The sequence below is a fragment of the Swaminathania salitolerans genome, assembly GCF_007988945.1.
GTDB classification, from domain to species: Bacteria; Pseudomonadota; Alphaproteobacteria; order Acetobacterales; family Acetobacteraceae; genus Swaminathania; species Swaminathania salitolerans.
This window is the reverse complement of the sequence record NZ_BJVC01000003.1, coordinates 177,348-193,579: the sequence shown is the minus strand read 5'-3', so window position 1 is coordinate 193,579 and position 16,232 is coordinate 177,348. Positions and strand designations below refer to the sequence as shown.

Here is a 16,232-nt window from a genome sequence, read left to right as displayed (position 1 = left end):
GCGCCCGCTGCGTCACGATGCGCCCAGCGGGCGCTCCCCGGGCGGGCGCCTTTGGCGAGACGACATTTCTGTCATATGATAATGACTATCATTATCAATAATCATATGTAACAGGCGCAACTTTCGGATCGTCTTCATCGACAATAACTCTCGATAACGATCCGAAGGAACCCGACCGAAACTCCGGTTTTATAGCTGCAGTTCCTGCAACCGGAGAGTTTCCATGGCTGACGATCGCCCCAAGACGACCACCGACGATTCCGGCATTCCCGTCGCGAGCACCGAATATTCTCTCAGCGTCGGTGCCGATGGCCCCATCCTGATGAACGATCACTATCTGATCGAGCAGATGGCGACGTTCAATCGCGAGATGATCCCTGATCGTCAGCCCCATGCGAAGGGTGGCGGCGCTTTCGGTCATTTCGAAGTCACGCATGACGTCAGCCGCTACACCAAGGCGAAGTTTCTCCAGAAGGGCGTGAAGACCGAGGTCGTGGCGCGCTTCTCGACCGTCGCGGGTGAATCCGGAAGCCCGGATACCTGGCGCGATCCGCGCGGTTTTTCGGTGAAATTCTACACCGAAGAAGGCAATTTCGACATGGTGGGGAACAACACCCCCATCTTCTTCGTCCGCGACCCGATGAAATTCCAGCATTTCATCCACTCCCAGAAGCGTCGTGCCGATAACGGTCTGCGCGACAACGACATGCAGTGGGATTTCTGGACTCTCAGCCCGGAATCCGCCCATCAGGTGACGTGGCTCATGGGAGATCGCGGCATTCCCGCGAGCTGGAGGCACATGGATGGCTTCTCGAGCCACACCTATCTGTGGGTCAACGAGGAGGGTGAGCGCTTCTGGGTCAAGTATCACTTCAAGACCGATCAGGGCATCAAGTGTCTGACGCAGGACCAGGCGGACAAGCTGGCCGGTAGCGATGCCGATTACCATCGCCGCGATCTGTTCAACGCGATCAAGCGCGGAGAAAATCCGAGCTGGACGCTGAAGATGCAGATCATGCCGTTCGAGGACGCGAAGACCTATCACATCAACCCGTTCGATCTGACCAAGACCTGGCCGCAGAGCGAATATCCGCTGATCGAGGTCGGAAAGCTCACCCTCGACCGCAATCCGACGGATTTCTTCGCCCAGATCGAACAGGTCGCGTTCGAGCCGAACAATCATGTGCCCGGAACGGGTCTCTCGCCTGACAAGATGCTGCTCGCGCGTTCCTTCGCCTATGCCGATGCCCATCGGGCCCGTCTCGGGGTGAACTACAAGCAGATCCCGGTCAATGCGCCCAAATGTCCGGTCCACTCCTATTCCAAGGGCGGCACCATGCGTTCCGCACTTGCAAGCGATCCGGTCTATGCTCCCAATTCCAAGGGAGGATCGGCGGCCGATTCCGCACGCTTCCCTGAGGATGCCGTCTGGGCAGCCGATGGCGAGTTCGTGCGTGCCGCCTATACGCTGCGTGAGGACGATGGCGATTTCAACCAGGCGAATGCGCTCGTCAATCGCGTGATGGATGATGCCGCCCGCGAGCGTCTGGTCCAGAACGCGGCAGGTCATATTCTCGGTGGTGTGGAAGAGCCGGTCCTCTCCCGCGTCTTCGAATACTGGACCAATGTCGATGAGAAGATCGGTCAGCGCATCCGCGACGCCGTACTCTCGCAGAAGAAATGATCGCGCTGGCACCGCCTCGTTATCGGGGCGGTGTCGATCGCGCGTCGCGCGGTTTGCGCGATGGAACGGTTCCGGCCGTGCCGATCGGAGAGGAGGCCGTTACAGGCCTCCTTTTTTTGCGTTTGGGAACGGACGCGGGAATGGATCAGTCGAGATAGAGACTCTGGAGTTGGGCCCGCTGCTGCGGTCCGACGCCCAGCTTCTCGCTGAGATAGCGATCGACCGAACCGTAGCGTTCCCGGATCGCCCTGAAACCCGCCTCGAGATAGGCCGGATCGGAATCGAGCATGGCCTGCATGGCAGGGCTTGCGGCTGTGGCGGCTCCCCCCGTTTTCGGATCGTTCATCGCAGCCTTGAAGCTCGGGGTCATATGGGCGCGCAGGAGCGTGCCGCTCATGGCATAATCGGCCAGTATCGTCTTCTCCGGCACGCCAAGCGCGTAAAGAACGAGCGCAGAGGCGAATCCGGTGCGATCCTTCCCCGCCGTGCAATGGGTCAGGGTCGGTGTCCGGTGAGCCAGCAGGCGCGCGAAAATTCCTTTCAGCTCATCCTCGTAGAGTTCCGGCATCCGGGAATAGAACCCAGCCATCATCGCCCTGGCCTGACGGGTGTCCAGCCGGGCCAGCTGGGCGCGGTCGGTCATCTGGCCCGGGAGAACCGGCTTCTTCGATGCGAAAAAAGCGGGCGGTGTGCCGTTCGGTCCCGTTTTCCAGTGCGTGGGCTGCTTGCGCTGTTCGGCTTCGGTGCGCAGATCCGTCACGGTCCGGATACCGAGCGCGTCGATCTGCGCATAATCCTGCGAGGTCAGGCCACTGGGCGCTGCCGAGCGGTATAGCTGTCCCCAGCGCACATGACGGTGATCCTGCGTTTCGTATCCGCCCATATCCCGGAAATTCGCGACCCCCTCGAGGGTGAGCACCCGATCGGCCAGCCAGAGCCCGTCTTGTCCGTTTTGCGGTTTGATGAAGAAATAGACGCGATCCTGCTCCGGGAAGGGAGATGCCAGACTGGCCGTCCCGCCCGAGAGACCGCGTTGCATGAGACGCATTCCATCCCGATCGGGGCGCAGGGCGGCATAGATATCGACCCGGCCCAGCCCGTCCGGCCAGTGCAGGCGGTATTCAGGGGTCATGACCATCCGCACACCGGTGCTTCCGGCGTTTTCGCTTCTTCCGCTATCGCGCCCCTCGCGTGCCGGCACAGCCCCGGCGCTGCCCGTCATCGTCGAAGGGGAAACCGATGCCGATGCAGTCGAAGCGTTCGATGCGGCCCATGCCGGCGTCGCCAGTCCCGGAGCCTGAACGGCCAGGGCCATGAGCGATCCGGCGGAGAAGGAGAGTCTTGTCAGGCGCATCTTGTTTCTCTTCTTGTATCGTTATGGGAGGAGCGGGCGAAGGATCCTCCCGAAATTGCGGAGGAAAGACGACAAATGAGGGGCAGAACGACGTATGGATAGTGAAGTTTTTCTTTCAGAGACACTCAATTCAGTGCAGATAACGCATCCTTCTGCCCGGTTGTGGTGGTGAATTCCTGTCCGTTTCGGTAGGAGTGATCATGAAAAACAGATGTCTCGTCTTTCTCGTCTTTCTCCTTTTTCTCGCTCTTCCTGCCGTGTCCCGCGCCGGGTCGGACACGGTGAGCGCCCTCGATTACGGCGCCCGATGCGACGGGAAGACGGACGATACGGCCGCATTCCAGAGGGCGGTTGATGACAGCGCCATGCATGGGACACAACTCACGTTTCGCGGCGTCTGTCATGTGGCCGCTCTGGCCGTGCCGGACGGAGCCGCCTCGTTTTCTCTCGACGGTCGCGGCAATACACTCGTTTTCTCCAAAGGCGGTCTGTCGCTCCGCAATTCGGGCAGCGGCAAGGCGACCCTCTATGAAATCCGCAATCTCAGGATCGAAACCGTTTCGAAATCCGCGGCCGTGGCGCTGCGCCTGGAAGGCAATGTCAAAGGCGGGATCGATGCGCTGACGGTCGAGGGATTCGGGACCGGGATCGCAATCCGCAACGCGTCGGATGCGCGCATAGCGCGAAGTTTTTTCCGGTCTCCTGCCGGGGGGCGTGCCATCTCCATCGCCGGAACGCTCGATTCCGCGCGCAAGCCGGTCGCTTTCGCGTCCAATAACGACGTGACGGATGTCACCGTTCTTCATGGCACGGGCGTCTTTCTCGGGCCTGCCGTACAGGGAACCAAGATCCGCAATCTGCGTGTCCTCGAAGCACAGTATGGCGTATTTGCCGAGAGCGGCCCCGGAGACGAGGATCTCAGCATTTCGGAGTCCTATCTCGAGGGGAGAAAGGCAGGCATTTTCGCAGACGGTCTTCCCTTTCTCCGCATTGTCGATAGCAGCGCCGATCTGCCGGGAAGCGGCGCGGATGCGCATTGGGCAGCTTTTCATCTGGCAGGAATGTTTGGCGGTATCCTCTCCGGTTCGAATGTCTGGGGCGCATCGGCGGCGCATTCGCCTGTCATCGTGGCAGGAGGCAATATCGCGATCACGGGCAACCAGATCACCGGGCTGACCGGAGGCCCCTGCATGGCGCTGTCTCCCCATACGGATCGGTCCAGGCCGCCTATGCTGGTCGCCGACAATACCTGCTGGGCTGCGGGCGGTTATCGACTGATGAACGAAGGGGGGATTCTGGGCGCGCATAATCTGTGGTCGGGCACGGATAACCACAGCTGGAAGAGCGTGGATTTTTCTCCCGCAGACTGAACGCCACCGGGAGCCATCGGGCGCCCCTCCTGCGGGGCAGAATGCGATCGCTGCCTTTTTCCGACACGCCGCCGAGGCATTCAGACGCCATGTCCCGATCCGCTCGCCTTCTCGAATTGCTGCATCTGCTCCGCCGTTATCGGCACCCCGTTTCCGCGCGCCGACTGGCGGAACGCCTCGAAACCAGCCTGCGCACGGTCTATCGCGATATCGGGGCGCTCCAGGCTCTGGGCGCCGATATAAGGGGAGAACCGGGACTCGGCTATGTCCTCGTGCCCGGATTTCTGCTTCCGCCGCTGATGTTCACGCCCGAAGAGATCGAGGCGCTCGCGCTCGGCGCGGACTGGGTCGCTTCGAGATCGGATCGCGGTCTGCGCGAGGCGGCCCTGAGCGCATTCGCCCGCATCGTTTCCGTTCTTCCCGAGGATGCGCGCGTCTCACTGGAGCATCTTTCCCTGATGGCCGGTCCCCCCTGTACGCAGGTCGCGCCCGGCCCCGATCCGGATATCCTGCGTCGGGCGATCCGGCTGAAGAACATCATCCGGCTTTCCTATACCGATGCTCAGGGCAACCGGACCGAACGGACCTTATGGCCTTGCGCACTTGCCTATTTCGACTCGGCTCTCGTTCTGGTCGCGTGGTGCAAGCTGCGAGAGGAATTCCGCCATTTCCGTCTGGATCGCATCGCAGGGCTCGAGATCACGGATGACCGTTATCCGCGAGACCGGAAAGCCCTGATGCGCGAATGGCAGAAAAGCCGGAATATCGAGGCGTGGTACGTCGATCCTGACAGAAAATGACAAAGGGCCGGGTCAGTTTCCTGTCGCTCCTCGCGCGGAGAGGCTTTCATTCATCAACAGGAACAAAACCATGACCGAAATGATGCTTATCACGTTCTACGTCTCCGACGTTGCGCGATCCGTCCTTTTCTACTCCCGTCTTCTGGGCAGGGCGCCGCAATGCGAGACGGTCAATTATGCGAGCTTCGGCGTGTCCTCGTCGCTCTCTCTCGGCTTGTGGGGGCAGGGCGACGTCGTGCCAGCGTTCGAACCGGGGCCGGGTGCGAGCGAAGCGGGATTCGTCGTGGCGCAGGACGATGCCGTCGACCGGGCATTCGCGCACTGGAAGGAAATGAACGTACATATCCTTCAGCCACCGACCCGTCTCGGTTTCGGGTATAGTCTGACGGGATGCGACCCTGACGGACACCGCCTTCGCGTGTTCTGTCCCACCTCCCCCTGAAGACGGCCGGGCTCCCCGTTCGTTTCCGGCTGTTCGTTTCCGGCCGATAGCGCCACCCGATGGGCGAAAATGTCGGCCGGGCGAGCGGATCGCCGCACCGGACGGAGGGATCAGTCGAGATTTTCCGGGGTGACGAGACGGAATTTCGGAGGCTCCGCTTCGACGAGGGCGGGGATGATCCCGAGCTTCTGCAGGCAGAGCGTAAGAGCGATGCCTGCCTGGTGTTCGGGGGTCTGGTCTATGGCAAGGGTCATCGTCCCGTCAGCGAGGCAGCGCCGGGTCACGTCGTTGACTTCATGCCCGATCCAGCAGAGCGCGCGCGCCGCATGTTTTTTCAGAACGGTGCCGATATGCAGGCTGTCCCCCCCGGCGGTGTAGATCCCGACGAGATCCGGATCGCTCACTATGGCCTGATGCACGAGACGGGCCGCCTCGTCGGGATCGTCGCGATCGAACAGGACGTCCCTGAGAAAGAGGCGGTCATCCGTCTGCTCGGCGAGGAAGCCTGAAAAACCCTCGATGCGCTCACGATGATTGGCATAGGCCATCGAGTGACAGAGCGCGATGACCGATCCCCGCCTGCGGCGATGGCCCCCGGTTCTTTCGCCGTCTTCTTCGCGGCCATTGCCGTGAACCAGGCTTCGTTTCATGCACAAGGCCGCCGTCCGTCCCGCGGCATGGTTGTCGATCCCGACATAAGGCAGATCGGGCAGATTGCGCGTGACGAGCTGCACGACGGGAAGGCCGCTATCGGCGACATCGCGCAAAGCAGAAAGAATGGCGGGATAGGCCGGGCAGGCCAGGATCAGGGCAGAGCGTTGATAGGGCGGATGCGTGATCTTCTCGACGAATCCGGCAATATCCGCCTCTTTGACGAAACTGCGATGGATCACGACGTCCTTGCCGAGAGAGGCGGCAAGACGCTCGAAAGCGGAATTGATGCGTGAATAGAACAGGGTTTCCGGTCGGACCAGAAGTACATCGAGCCGGATGACGCCATGATGACCTATGGGCAGGGACGGAAAATAGTTCAGCTCACGCGCAACATTCAGGATCTTGCGGCATGTTTCGGGCCGCACGTTTCCGCGGTTGTTCAGCGCCCTTTCGACCGTCGCCGTTCCGACGCCGGCCAGTGCTGCGATATCCTTCAGAGTAACGCGTCTCTTCCGCTGGGCGTCGTCGACAAGCAGATCGAGCATCACAGAAACCTCATGCGAAGTGATGGAAAAAGATCATCACGATGTTCGATCACTCTACATGAATACTGTTACCGATAGCGGTAACGATCTGATGCGTCTGATCAAACAGGCGTTACACAGAGAATGTGACGATCCGGTTTTTTCTGTGACATCGTCCCGGTTTACGGGCAGCGACCGCAGGATGTCCCGGTGGGGTTGGGAATATACCAGATGAAGAGACTCACGCGCCGAACCGTGCTTGCCTGCGGTGTCGCATGTCTTCCGGCCATGGCGCTGTTTCGCGCCTCGCACGGATCCGGTCGGGCGCAGTCCGTCCATCATGCCGCGCTGCCTCCGGATTTCCTCGCGCTCTCGCAGCTCCTGACCGGTCATGACGATCTCGATACGAGCATCGCGCTCCGTGTCTGGGAGGCTCTTCTGGGCAAGGACCCGGAATTCTCCGGACGTTATGAGCGTCTCGCCCGGGCTGTGGTCGCGCGCAGGCTCCGCGATCATGCGGCGTATCGCGCATCCGATCTCCCTCGGGACGCATTGTTGCATGGCACGGCGGTGGCCATTGTCGGTGCCTGGTATCTCGGGCGCGTGGGGCCGATGAAGCCCCGCTCCGAAACGGATACGCCCGCTTTCATCACCTATGAGGGCGCGCTCATGTGGCGTCCCACAATCGATGCGACGGTCATCCCGACCTATGCGCGCGGCGGTCCGGGTTTCTGGGCCGAGCCGCCTGCCACCCTCCAGACGGATTGAACCCGACCGATGACCTCGACCCAATACGATGCCGATGTAATTGTCGTCGGATCAGGCGTGATCGGCAGTCTCGCCGCAACGCATCTCGCCCGGAACGGAAAATCCGTGATCATGATCGAGGCAGGCACGCGCGTGCCCCGCTGGAAGATCGTCGACAGCTTCCGCGAATGCGGCAATGTCAGTACGGATGCGGGAAACAGGAACCAGCCTTATCCCAACGAGCCCTGGGCGCCGAGTTCCTTCGTTCCCGGCTATATCACCAATAGCGGACCCATCGAATACGTGCCCGGGATGCTGCGCATGGTCGGTGGAACCACCTGGCACTGGGGCGGTGCCTGCTGGCGGCTTCTGCCCAACGATTTCCGGCTGCGCAGTCTGTACGGTGTCGGGCGCGACTGGCCTCTTTCCTATGACGATCTCGAGCCCTTCTATCATCAGGCCGAACGCGAAATGGGCGTCTCCGGCGATGACAGCGCGGATTACAGCGGCCATGGCGGTGCGCCGTTTCCGCCCCGTCAGGCGCCGTTTCCCGTGCGTCCGCAGGCGTTCAGCTATTTCAACAAGCGGCTGCGCGAGATCCTTGCCGAAGGAGGATATCCCTATACCTATCAGCCGAACGGCCGGGCGACCGATCCTTATGACGAGCGTCCGGCCTGCGTCGGCAATAACAACTGCTCGCCGATCTGCCCGATCGGGGCGCAGTACAGCGGCGACCGTCATGCCACGCGTGCGGAGCGCGCGGGTGCGAGGCTGATTACCGACGCCACGGTCTATCGCCTCGAGAAGACGCCCGATGGCAGGAAGATCGCGGCCGTTCACTATTTCACCCCCGAAAGGACATCGGTGCGTCTGACGGCACGCTACGTTCTGGTTGCCGCCCATGCGCTCGAAACGCCGCGTCTGCTTCTTCTGTCCGATGTCGCGAACGCGTCGGGAATGGTCGGGCGGAATCTCATGGATCACAACGCCTTTTCCCTGATGATGATCACGGATGAACCCATGTGGTCGGGCAGGGGGCCGGTCCAGCAGGGCGATATCCTCAAATGGCGGGATGGAGCGTTCCGGCGCGAGCACGGTGCCATAAGGCACGAGGTCGGCAATTTCGTCGGGAACGTCCAGATCACCGAGCGCCTTCTGTCGCAGGGCCTCATCGGCCCCGCTCTCGACGAGGCGATCCGGCATATGGCCGCACGCTGGCTCTTCATGGGCTCGAATGTCGAGATGCTGCCCGAGCCGACCAACCGCATGACGCTGAGCCGCGTCAATCGCGATTTCTACGGGTTGCCGCTGATGAACATCCATTACGATGTCAATGACTATGCCCGGGCGACACGCGCGGTGATCCGGAACGACTACGCCGATTTCCTGAGGCTGATGAAAGGCGAGGTGTTCGAGCAGAACCTGTCTGTATGGGAAAACCGCGACCATCCCATGGGCACCGTGATCATGGGCAGCGATCCGCGCGATTCCGTCGTCAATCACGAAGGGCGAACCCACGATCACGACAATCTCTTCCTGGCGACCACAGGGGTGATGCCTGCCGCGTCGGTGGTCAACCCGACGCTCACCGGATGCGCCCTGTCCCTGCGTTCGGCATCCATCATTCTGCGCGAGGTCTGACACATGCGAGGATACGGGCTTTTCCGGCGGTGCCGGTTTCTCCTCGGCGGTCTGGCGACCGGCATGTTCGCCGCAGCGCCCGGTGCGGCCCATGCGTCGGAAGACGCGCTCTTGGCCAGGGGCGCCTATCTTGCGCGTGCCGCAGATTGCGTCGCCTGCCATACGCGGCCGGGCGGGCCTGTTTTTGGTGGCGGATACGGCATCCAGTCGCCCATGGGCGTGATCTATTCGAGCAATATCACGCCATCGATCCGCTATGGAATCGGGCGCTGGTCGGAAGCCGGTTTCGCACGCGCCGTACGCGAGGGCCTCTCTTCCGATGGGAGACATCTCTATCCCGCGATGCCCTACGATTCCTATTCAGGGCTTACGGATCGCGATATCCACGCCCTGTATATCTATATGCGGCAGGGAGTCGCCGCGGTCGAGCAGCCGGTCGGAGCCGAGACCCGGCTGCGTTTTCCCTATAATTTTCGCGGTTTGATGGGGGTGTGGAACTGGCTGTTTCTCGATCGTACGCGTTTCGCGCCAAGACCCGCAGAAACGGAGCGCGCGGCGCGCGGGCGCTATCTCGTCGAAACGATCGCTCATTGCGGCACCTGCCATACGCCGCGCAATTTCATGATGGCGGCAAAGCGGGGCAAGGCCCTCTCCGGCGCCCGGGTCGGTGGCTGGTTTGCGCCCGACATTGCTGCAGGCAGGAACGGTCCTCTGGCGTCCTGGCGCGATGAGGAAATCGACGCCTATCTGCGCAACGGTCATGTGCGCGACAGAGCCGTTGCGGCAGGCCCGATGGGGGAGGCGGTCGAGCATTCCCTGCGATACCTGACAGACGACGATCTTGCGGCCATCACGTATTATCTGAGACTCATCGATCGTTCCGGATCCGGTGCGATACCCGTCGAGCCGCGGCGGAAAACGATATCCGGAGAGCGCGAATACGGTTTCTCTTCCGCCGGGAGCGAGGCGGTGCTTGCCATGGCGCGCAGGGAACGCGCCGCCAATCCTGGTCCCTATGCCGATCGCAGGGATTATCGCTCCGTCGCGGGCGGTGCCGCTCTCTATCGCGCTGCCTGTGCGTCCTGTCACCAGCTGGACGGATCGGGAACGCAGGACGATTATTATCCTGCCCTTCGCGAAAGCACGATCCTGCGAGGCGGAAAACCCGATAATCTGGTCATGACCATACTCGCAGGTGTGCATCGCAACGGAGCGGACGGTCTCGCGGCCATGCCGGCTTTCCGGCAGGATCTGAGCGATGCGCAGATCGTCGCGATCGTACGCTTTCTGAGCCGGACTTTCGGAGGCAGGGAGATGGCCGTGGACTCCGCTCAGGTTGCCGCCTTGCGCAGGCTCGATACGGCAGATTTCGCGGCTCAGGCGCTGCCATCGGGAAGCAGGGCGCTCAATACGCGCCCCGAAAGACCGTGAGACGGCCCGGACTGCGTCGGGGCAGGGGCGTCAGGACCTGTAGCGCAGGGCCTCGACGAGAAGGCGAAAGACGGCGGAAGACTGGCGGCGGCTGGGATAATAGAGGTGATATCCTGGGAAAGGCGGGCACCAGTCCTCGAGGACGCGCACGAGGCGGCCTGCGGCGACATGATCCATCACCTGATCCTCCATGACGCAGGCGAGACCGAAGCCGTCGAGGGCCGCTTCACGCAGCATCGCCGCATTGTTGAATGTGAGCTGACCTTCCACCCGGACGCGCAGGCTGCGGCGTCCCTTTTCCAGTTCCCATGCATAGACGCCGCCCGAGGTGGACATACGCAGCTTGAGGCAGTGATGGCGGGAGAGCTCCTGGGGCGTTTCCGGCACCGGGTGGGTTCTGAAATAGCCTGGCGCGCCGACCACGGCCATACGCAAGGGGGGGCCGATCGGTACGGCGATCATGTCTTTCGCAATGGTTTCCTCGAGACGGATACCGGCATCGAAGCGTTCCGCCACGATATCGCTCAACCCGGCCTCGATCTCGACATCGACCTGGATGCCCGGATAATCGGGCAGGAGCCGTTTCAGAGCGGGCCAGAGAATACTGGTGGCGGCGTGTTCCGAGGTGGTCAGGCGAATGAGGCCGGAGGGTTTTTCGGACAGGTCGCTCAGCGAGGCGATCTCGCTCGATATCGCATCGAGCGCGGGGGCCAGCGTCCCGAGGAGTTTTTCTCCCGCATGGGTCGTGGCCACACGACGCGTCGTCCGGGTCAGAAGACGCAGCCCCAGACGGGTCTCGAGACGTCTGATCGTATGGCTCAGTGCCGATTGCGACGTGCCCAGGCGACTCGCGGCCCGGGTGAAGCTCTGTTCTTCCGCCACGATCATGAAGGCGTTGAGATCGGCCAGGTCCTCGCGGTTCATTCATGAAAATCCGATATTGGTTCAAGTCGACAATAGCGACTTATCCTCCTTACGCCAGTCTGGTTTTCTCGCGTCATCGATCGGGTTTCGCGACGGGCGGAGCCTGAGGAACGGATGAAAGCCGTCGATGCGGGTCGAACGCGATCGCCGCGTGTTTCCCCGCCGGGGCGCGACAGGCAATTGCGGGCCGGTGCCCCAGCCCTGCGGACGGTTTCGATGAGGGAGCATCGGACATGACAAGGACGACGGTACAGACAAGACGGCTCGGGGCGCATGGTCCGGACGTTTCGGCGCTCGGTCTGGGATGCATGGGGCTCAGCTTCGGTTTCGGCCCGGCCGAGGATCATGCGCGGGCGGTAGCGTTTCTAAGGGGGGCCTTCGACAGGGGAGTGACGTTCTTCGATACGGCCGAGGCCTACGGTCCTTTCACGAATGAGGCGCTTCTAGGCGAGGCGCTCGCTCCCTTCCGCCGGGAGGTGATCATTGCGACGAAATTCGGCTTCCGGGACGGGAAGACGCAAAACGGCGTGGATAGTCGCCCCGAGCGGATCCGTCAGGTCGCCGAGGAGTCGCTTCTGCGATTGCGGACAGACGTGATCGATCTTTTCTATCAGCACAGGGTCGATCCGGATGTGCCCATGGAAGAGGTCGCGGGCGCGGTCAAGGAACTGGTCTGGGAGGGGAAGGTCCGCCATTTCGGCCTCTCGGAGGCTGGCGCACTGTCGATTCGCAAAGCGCATGAGGAGCATCCCGTTTCTGTCGTCCAGAGCGAATATTCGCTCTGGTGGCGCGAGCCGGAGCGCGAGATCCTGCCCCTGCTGCGTGAGCTGGAGATCGGCTTCGTCCCGTTCAGTCCTCTGGGAAAGGGGTTTCTCACCGGCAGGATCGACGCGCAGGCCCGCTTCGGTGAGGGGGATTTTCGCAGCGTCGTACCGCGTTTTTCCGCCGAGGCCGTGGCCGCCAATCAGGGGCTCGTCTCCCGCCTCGAGGCGATTGCCGAAGCGCACGGGGCGACGCCCGCCCAGATCGCCCTTGCCTGGCTCCTCGCACGGGAACGCTGGATCGTGCCGATTCCGGGAACCCGCAATCCCGCTCGCCTCGACGAGAACATGGCTGCGCTCGATATCGTCCTGACCCCGGAGGATGTCGCGCGGATCGACGGGGCGCTCGATGCGATCGATGTCGTCGGGAAGCGTTATCCCGATCATCTCGAATCCCTCGTCGGGCGCTGAGATCCCGGGGAGAGAGGCGCAAGATACGGCCCCCGGGAACTGTAGCCCCCGGAAACCGTCCCCCGGAAAACTCTACCGGAGGGGGCGATGCGCGGGATGCGTTCAGTCGATCCGGTCGAGAATATGGGCGTGTTCGACCCCCCAGCCATAAAGCTGCTCGAGCGGTTCGATGAGACATTGTCCCAGAGCGGTCAGGCGATACTCCACGACCGGGGGCGCCTCCGCCATCACATGGCGCGAGACCAGGCCCTTCGCTTCCAGATCGCGCAGGGTCTGGGTCATCATCTTTTTCGACAGTCCCGGGAGATTGCGCAGCAACTGGCCCGGACGGGACCCACCCCCGGACAGGTGAAGGGCGTGGAGGATCATCGTCACCCATTTCGCGGAAAAAAGCCTGAGAAGCTTCCGGGGTGCGCAATCCTCGGCGAAAGGGGCAGTCCGGTATCCTGCCGGGAGAGAGGATCCGGAATCGGGAGAATGCGTCATGACCGGGTGTGGGAACCTCGCGGTAACCGGGCACCAGAACGTGCCGGATTGTCTTTGCAACGCAAATATCACAGCGTGACACCCATCGAAACCAGCCGGGGAGCATTCCCCGTCATGCACTTCCGGGACGGATTATTCCCGGAGGGTGTCAGGAGTCATCATGCGTGCGCTGATCGTCGGAGCGACCGGACTTGTCGGTCGTAACCTTGCCTCCCGTCTTCTGGCCGAGGGCTGGACCGTGTACGGACTGGCCCGGAACGTCGAGGGGCTTCCCGAGCAGGTCGTTCCCGTCAGGGCCGATACGCTCGATCCCGGGCAGCTCGGGACGGCGCTTGCGGACGTCGCGCCGCATTGTCTGTTTTTCACGACCTGGACCCGAAAGGCGACCGAGGCCGAGAACTGCATCGCAAACAGCGCCATGCTGCGCAACGTCTTCTCGGCATTGCCCCATCCCGAGAGGCTCGTTCATGTCGGTCTTGTGACCGGTCTCAAACATTATCTCGGACCGTTCGAGAGTTACGCAGCCGGTGCGCCGCCACAGACGCCGTTTCGTGAGGACATGCCCCGCCTGCCCGGCGAGAATTTCTACTACGCGCAGGAAGACGTACTTTTCGAGGCGGCCGCACGTCACGGATTCTCCTGGTCGGTGCACCGGCCGCATACCGTCATCGGTCATGCGATCGGCAATCTCATGAACATGGGTACGACGCTTGCGGTCTATGCCAGTCTCTGTCGCGAGACCGGACTGCCTTTCGTGTTTCCCGGCTCGGCGGTTCAGTGGAACGGACTGACCGATGTCACCGATGCGCGCCAGCTCGCCGCCCATATTCACTGGGCTGCCACCGCGCCGGGCGGACGCAACGAAGCCTTCAACATCGTCAATGGGGACGTGTTCCGCTGGAAATGGCTCTGGCCGCGTCTGGCATCCTGGTTCGGGATCGAGGCAGCCCCCTATCCGGGGGCGGTCTCCCCGCTCGAGGCGCGTCTGAAGGGCCAGGAAGAGGCATGGCGCCGTATCGCGAAGGCTCATGCCCTGCAGCTGGACGATCTCTCGAAACTCGCCTCGCCCTGGCATACCGATGCCGATCTCGGCAGGCCGGTGGAATGCGTCACCGATATGACCAAGAGCCGGGAAGCCGGTTTTGCACGCTATCAGTCGACCGAGCGGTCCTTCTGCGATCTCTTCGACCAGTTGCGCGCATCGCGATACATTCCCTGAGAGAGTCCTTTCGCGTCCCCGTTCCGGGCCATGTTTCCAAACGCATGCCGAGCCGCTATGCCTTGCGGGATACGATCAGGGGACCGGGAGGAGAAACGGGTCATGACTAGGGTGGCACGGCGTGGCGTTTGCTTTGTGATCTCGGCACCGTCCGGGGCTGGAAAATCGACCATCGCAAACGCCCTTCGGGCCGGGGATTCCAGCCTCGTCCATTCGGTTTCGGTCACCACGCGCGCGCCGCGCCCCGGAGAGAAGGACGGCGTTCACTATCATTTCCGCAGTCTCGAGCAGTTCCGGACAATGGCGGATGAGGGGGCGCTTCTGGAATGGGCGGAAGTGTTCGGGCGGGGATACGGAACCCCGCGCGCGCCCGTCGAGGCGGCCCTCGCCAGCGGGCGCGATATGGTCTTCGATATCGACTGGCAGGGACATAGGCTCCTGCGTTCGGCCCTGCCCGACGATGTGGTCAGCCTGTTCGTCCTGCCGCCTTCGATGAAGGAACTCGATCGTCGTCTGCGCTCACGTGCTTCCGACGACGCAGCCGAGATCGACCGGAGAATGGCTGCGGCGCTCAACGAGATCTCTCACTGGAGCGAATTCGATCACGTCCTGATCAACGAGGAACTCGATACCGCCGTGCGGGAGGCGCATGCCATCCTGCTCGCTTCCCGCCTCAGAACCAGACGGCAGACGGGCCTCGTCGAGCTCATGAAAGAATACGGCGCAGCCTGAAGCCATCTTCCCGGGATGCATTGCCGGAAGCCCCCGCCCTCCCGGGCTTTGCGCAGGCCCCCCCCGGGCGGCCTGTTCCGGAATTTGTTCCCCCGGAGCTGTGGGCGTGGTGCTGGGTGCGGTGCTGGCATGAGGGGGAGGAAGAACCGGAGAATACGCATGTTCCGCGTCCTCCGGTCCCGGCCCCATGACGCGCGGGTTTATTCGCGCTCGACCTGCAGCTTCTTGATATTGGCGATGGCCTTGGCCGGATTCAGTCCCTTGGGGCAGGTCTGGGTACAGTTCATGATCGTCCGGCAGCCATAGAGCTTCATCGAGTCGTCCAGAGCCGCGAGTCTCTCGCCCGTATGATCGTCGCGGCTGTCCATGATCCAGCGATTGGCCGCGAGCAATGTGGCCGGTCCGAGATAGCGGTCGCCGTTCCACCAGTAGGACGGACAGGACGTGCTGCAGCAGAAGCACAGGATGCACTCCCACATGCCATCGAGTTTTTCGCGCTCCTCGATGCTTTGCAGGCGCTCCGTATCCGGCGGCGGCGGCGTGTCGCTCTTGAGCCAGGGCTGGATCGATTCGAGCTGCGCATAGGCGCCGTTCAGATTCGGGACGAGATCCTTCACGACGGGCATGTGCGGCAGGGGATTGATCCTGATCGTTCCCTTGATCGCGCTGATCGGCTTGAGGCAGGCGAGGGTGTTCTCGCCATCGATGTTCATGGCGCAGGATCCGCAGATCCCCTCGCGGCAGGAACGGCGGAAGGTCAGGGACGCGTCGATATGGTCCTTGATATAGAGCAGGGCGTCGAGGACCATCGGCCCGACCTTGTCCAGATCGAGCTCGTAGCTGTCGAGGCAGGGATTCTCGTCGTCATCGGGCGACCAGCGATAGATCTGGAAGACGGCCTTGCGTTTCGCATCCGACGGGGCCGGATGGAACTTGCCGGGGCGAGGCGTGCTGTTTTTGGGCAGACTGAGTTCAACCATGGTCGGATCCCC

At 62.3% G+C, this 16,232-nt stretch carries 15 protein-coding genes; 10 read left to right on the top strand and 5 right to left on the bottom strand.

Going from position 1 to position 16,232, the window contains the following annotated elements; genetic code table 11:
- Positions 1–223 precede the first annotated feature (223 nt).
- Positions 224–1,684, top strand: a complete 1,461-nt coding sequence (locus SSA02_RS08055; protein ID WP_147093555.1) for a catalase — start codon at positions 224–226, stop codon at positions 1,682–1,684.
- Positions 1,685–1,829: 145 nt separating this feature from the next.
- Here SSA02_RS08055 and SSA02_RS08050 read toward each other — a convergent pair whose 3' ends face one another.
- On the bottom strand, positions 1,830–3,038 hold the full coding sequence (locus SSA02_RS08050) for a tyrosine-protein phosphatase (protein WP_147093554.1): 1,209 nt from the start codon (positions 3,036–3,038) through the stop codon (positions 1,830–1,832).
- A 200-nt stretch (positions 3,039–3,238) separates the two neighbouring features.
- Here SSA02_RS08050 and SSA02_RS08045 point away from each other — a divergent pair, with 200 nt between their 5' ends.
- The 3 genes from SSA02_RS08045 to SSA02_RS08035 all read left to right on the top strand — a co-directional run bounded on the left by SSA02_RS08045 (position 3,239) and on the right by SSA02_RS08035 (position 5,650).
- Positions 3,239–4,408 carry a hypothetical protein gene (locus tag SSA02_RS08045; RefSeq protein ID WP_147093553.1) on the top strand — a complete coding sequence of 390 codons (1,170 nt, stop codon included), beginning with the start codon at positions 3,239–3,241 and terminating at the stop codon, positions 4,406–4,408.
- A gap of 89 nt (positions 4,409–4,497) precedes the next feature.
- The gene (locus SSA02_RS08040; protein ID WP_147093552.1) at positions 4,498–5,208 is read left to right on the top strand and encodes a helix-turn-helix transcriptional regulator; all 711 of its coding nucleotides are present in this window, start codon (positions 4,498–4,500) and stop codon (positions 5,206–5,208) included.
- Positions 5,209–5,278: 70 nt separating this feature from the next.
- Positions 5,279–5,650 carry a VOC family protein gene (locus SSA02_RS08035; protein WP_147093551.1) on the top strand — a complete coding sequence of 124 codons (372 nt, stop codon included), beginning with the start codon at positions 5,279–5,281 and terminating at the stop codon, positions 5,648–5,650.
- Positions 5,651–5,760: 110 nt separating this feature from the next.
- Here the strand turns inward: SSA02_RS08035 and SSA02_RS08030 are convergent, their stop codons facing one another.
- Positions 5,761–6,849, bottom strand: coding sequence for a LacI family DNA-binding transcriptional regulator (locus SSA02_RS08030; RefSeq protein WP_147093550.1), 1,089 nt, complete (start codon positions 6,847–6,849; stop codon positions 5,761–5,763).
- Positions 6,850–7,059: 210 nt separating this feature from the next.
- Between SSA02_RS08030 and SSA02_RS08025 the strand changes: the two genes are divergently transcribed.
- The 3 genes from SSA02_RS08025 to SSA02_RS08015 are packed head-to-tail and all read left to right on the top strand — an operon-like array spanning position 7,060 to position 10,647.
- A complete protein-coding gene (locus SSA02_RS08025) occupies positions 7,060–7,596 on the top strand; it encodes a sugar dehydrogenase complex small subunit (RefSeq protein ID WP_147093549.1) in 537 nt (178 codons plus the stop codon).
- A 9-nt stretch (positions 7,597–7,605) separates the two neighbouring features.
- Complete coding sequence (locus SSA02_RS08020; protein WP_147093548.1) at positions 7,606–9,216, top strand: GMC family oxidoreductase; 1,611 nt, start codon at positions 7,606–7,608, stop codon at positions 9,214–9,216.
- 3 nt (positions 9,217–9,219) lie between these two features.
- The gene (locus SSA02_RS08015; RefSeq protein ID WP_147093547.1) at positions 9,220–10,647 is read left to right on the top strand and encodes a cytochrome c; all 1,428 of its coding nucleotides are present in this window, start codon (positions 9,220–9,222) and stop codon (positions 10,645–10,647) included.
- A 30-nt stretch (positions 10,648–10,677) separates the two neighbouring features.
- Here SSA02_RS08015 and SSA02_RS08010 read toward each other — a convergent pair whose 3' ends face one another.
- Positions 10,678–11,571, bottom strand: a complete 894-nt coding sequence (locus tag SSA02_RS08010) for a LysR family transcriptional regulator (RefSeq protein WP_147093546.1) — start codon at positions 11,569–11,571, stop codon at positions 10,678–10,680.
- A gap of 233 nt (positions 11,572–11,804) precedes the next feature.
- Here SSA02_RS08010 and SSA02_RS08005 point away from each other — a divergent pair, with 233 nt between their 5' ends.
- The gene (locus tag SSA02_RS08005; RefSeq protein ID WP_147093545.1) at positions 11,805–12,803 is read left to right on the top strand and encodes an aldo/keto reductase; all 999 of its coding nucleotides are present in this window, start codon (positions 11,805–11,807) and stop codon (positions 12,801–12,803) included.
- Between the two features lie 102 nt (positions 12,804–12,905).
- On the opposite strand, the gene SSA02_RS08000 is transcribed toward SSA02_RS08005, so the two are convergent.
- Positions 12,906–13,289, bottom strand: a complete 384-nt coding sequence (locus SSA02_RS08000; protein WP_147093544.1) for a winged helix-turn-helix transcriptional regulator — start codon at positions 13,287–13,289, stop codon at positions 12,906–12,908.
- A gap of 160 nt (positions 13,290–13,449) precedes the next feature.
- Here SSA02_RS08000 and SSA02_RS07995 point away from each other — a divergent pair, with 160 nt between their 5' ends.
- Complete coding sequence (locus tag SSA02_RS07995; protein WP_147093543.1) at positions 13,450–14,508, top strand: SDR family oxidoreductase; 1,059 nt, start codon at positions 13,450–13,452, stop codon at positions 14,506–14,508.
- 102 nt (positions 14,509–14,610) lie between these two features.
- Positions 14,611–15,240, top strand: coding sequence for a guanylate kinase (gmk, locus tag SSA02_RS07990; protein ID WP_147093542.1), 630 nt, complete (start codon positions 14,611–14,613; stop codon positions 15,238–15,240).
- Between the two features lie 200 nt (positions 15,241–15,440).
- Here gmk and SSA02_RS07985 read toward each other — a convergent pair whose 3' ends face one another.
- Positions 15,441–16,220 carry a succinate dehydrogenase iron-sulfur subunit gene (locus SSA02_RS07985; RefSeq protein ID WP_147093541.1) on the bottom strand — a complete coding sequence of 260 codons (780 nt, stop codon included), beginning with the start codon at positions 16,218–16,220 and terminating at the stop codon, positions 15,441–15,443.
- Positions 16,221–16,232: the final 12 nt, after the last annotated feature.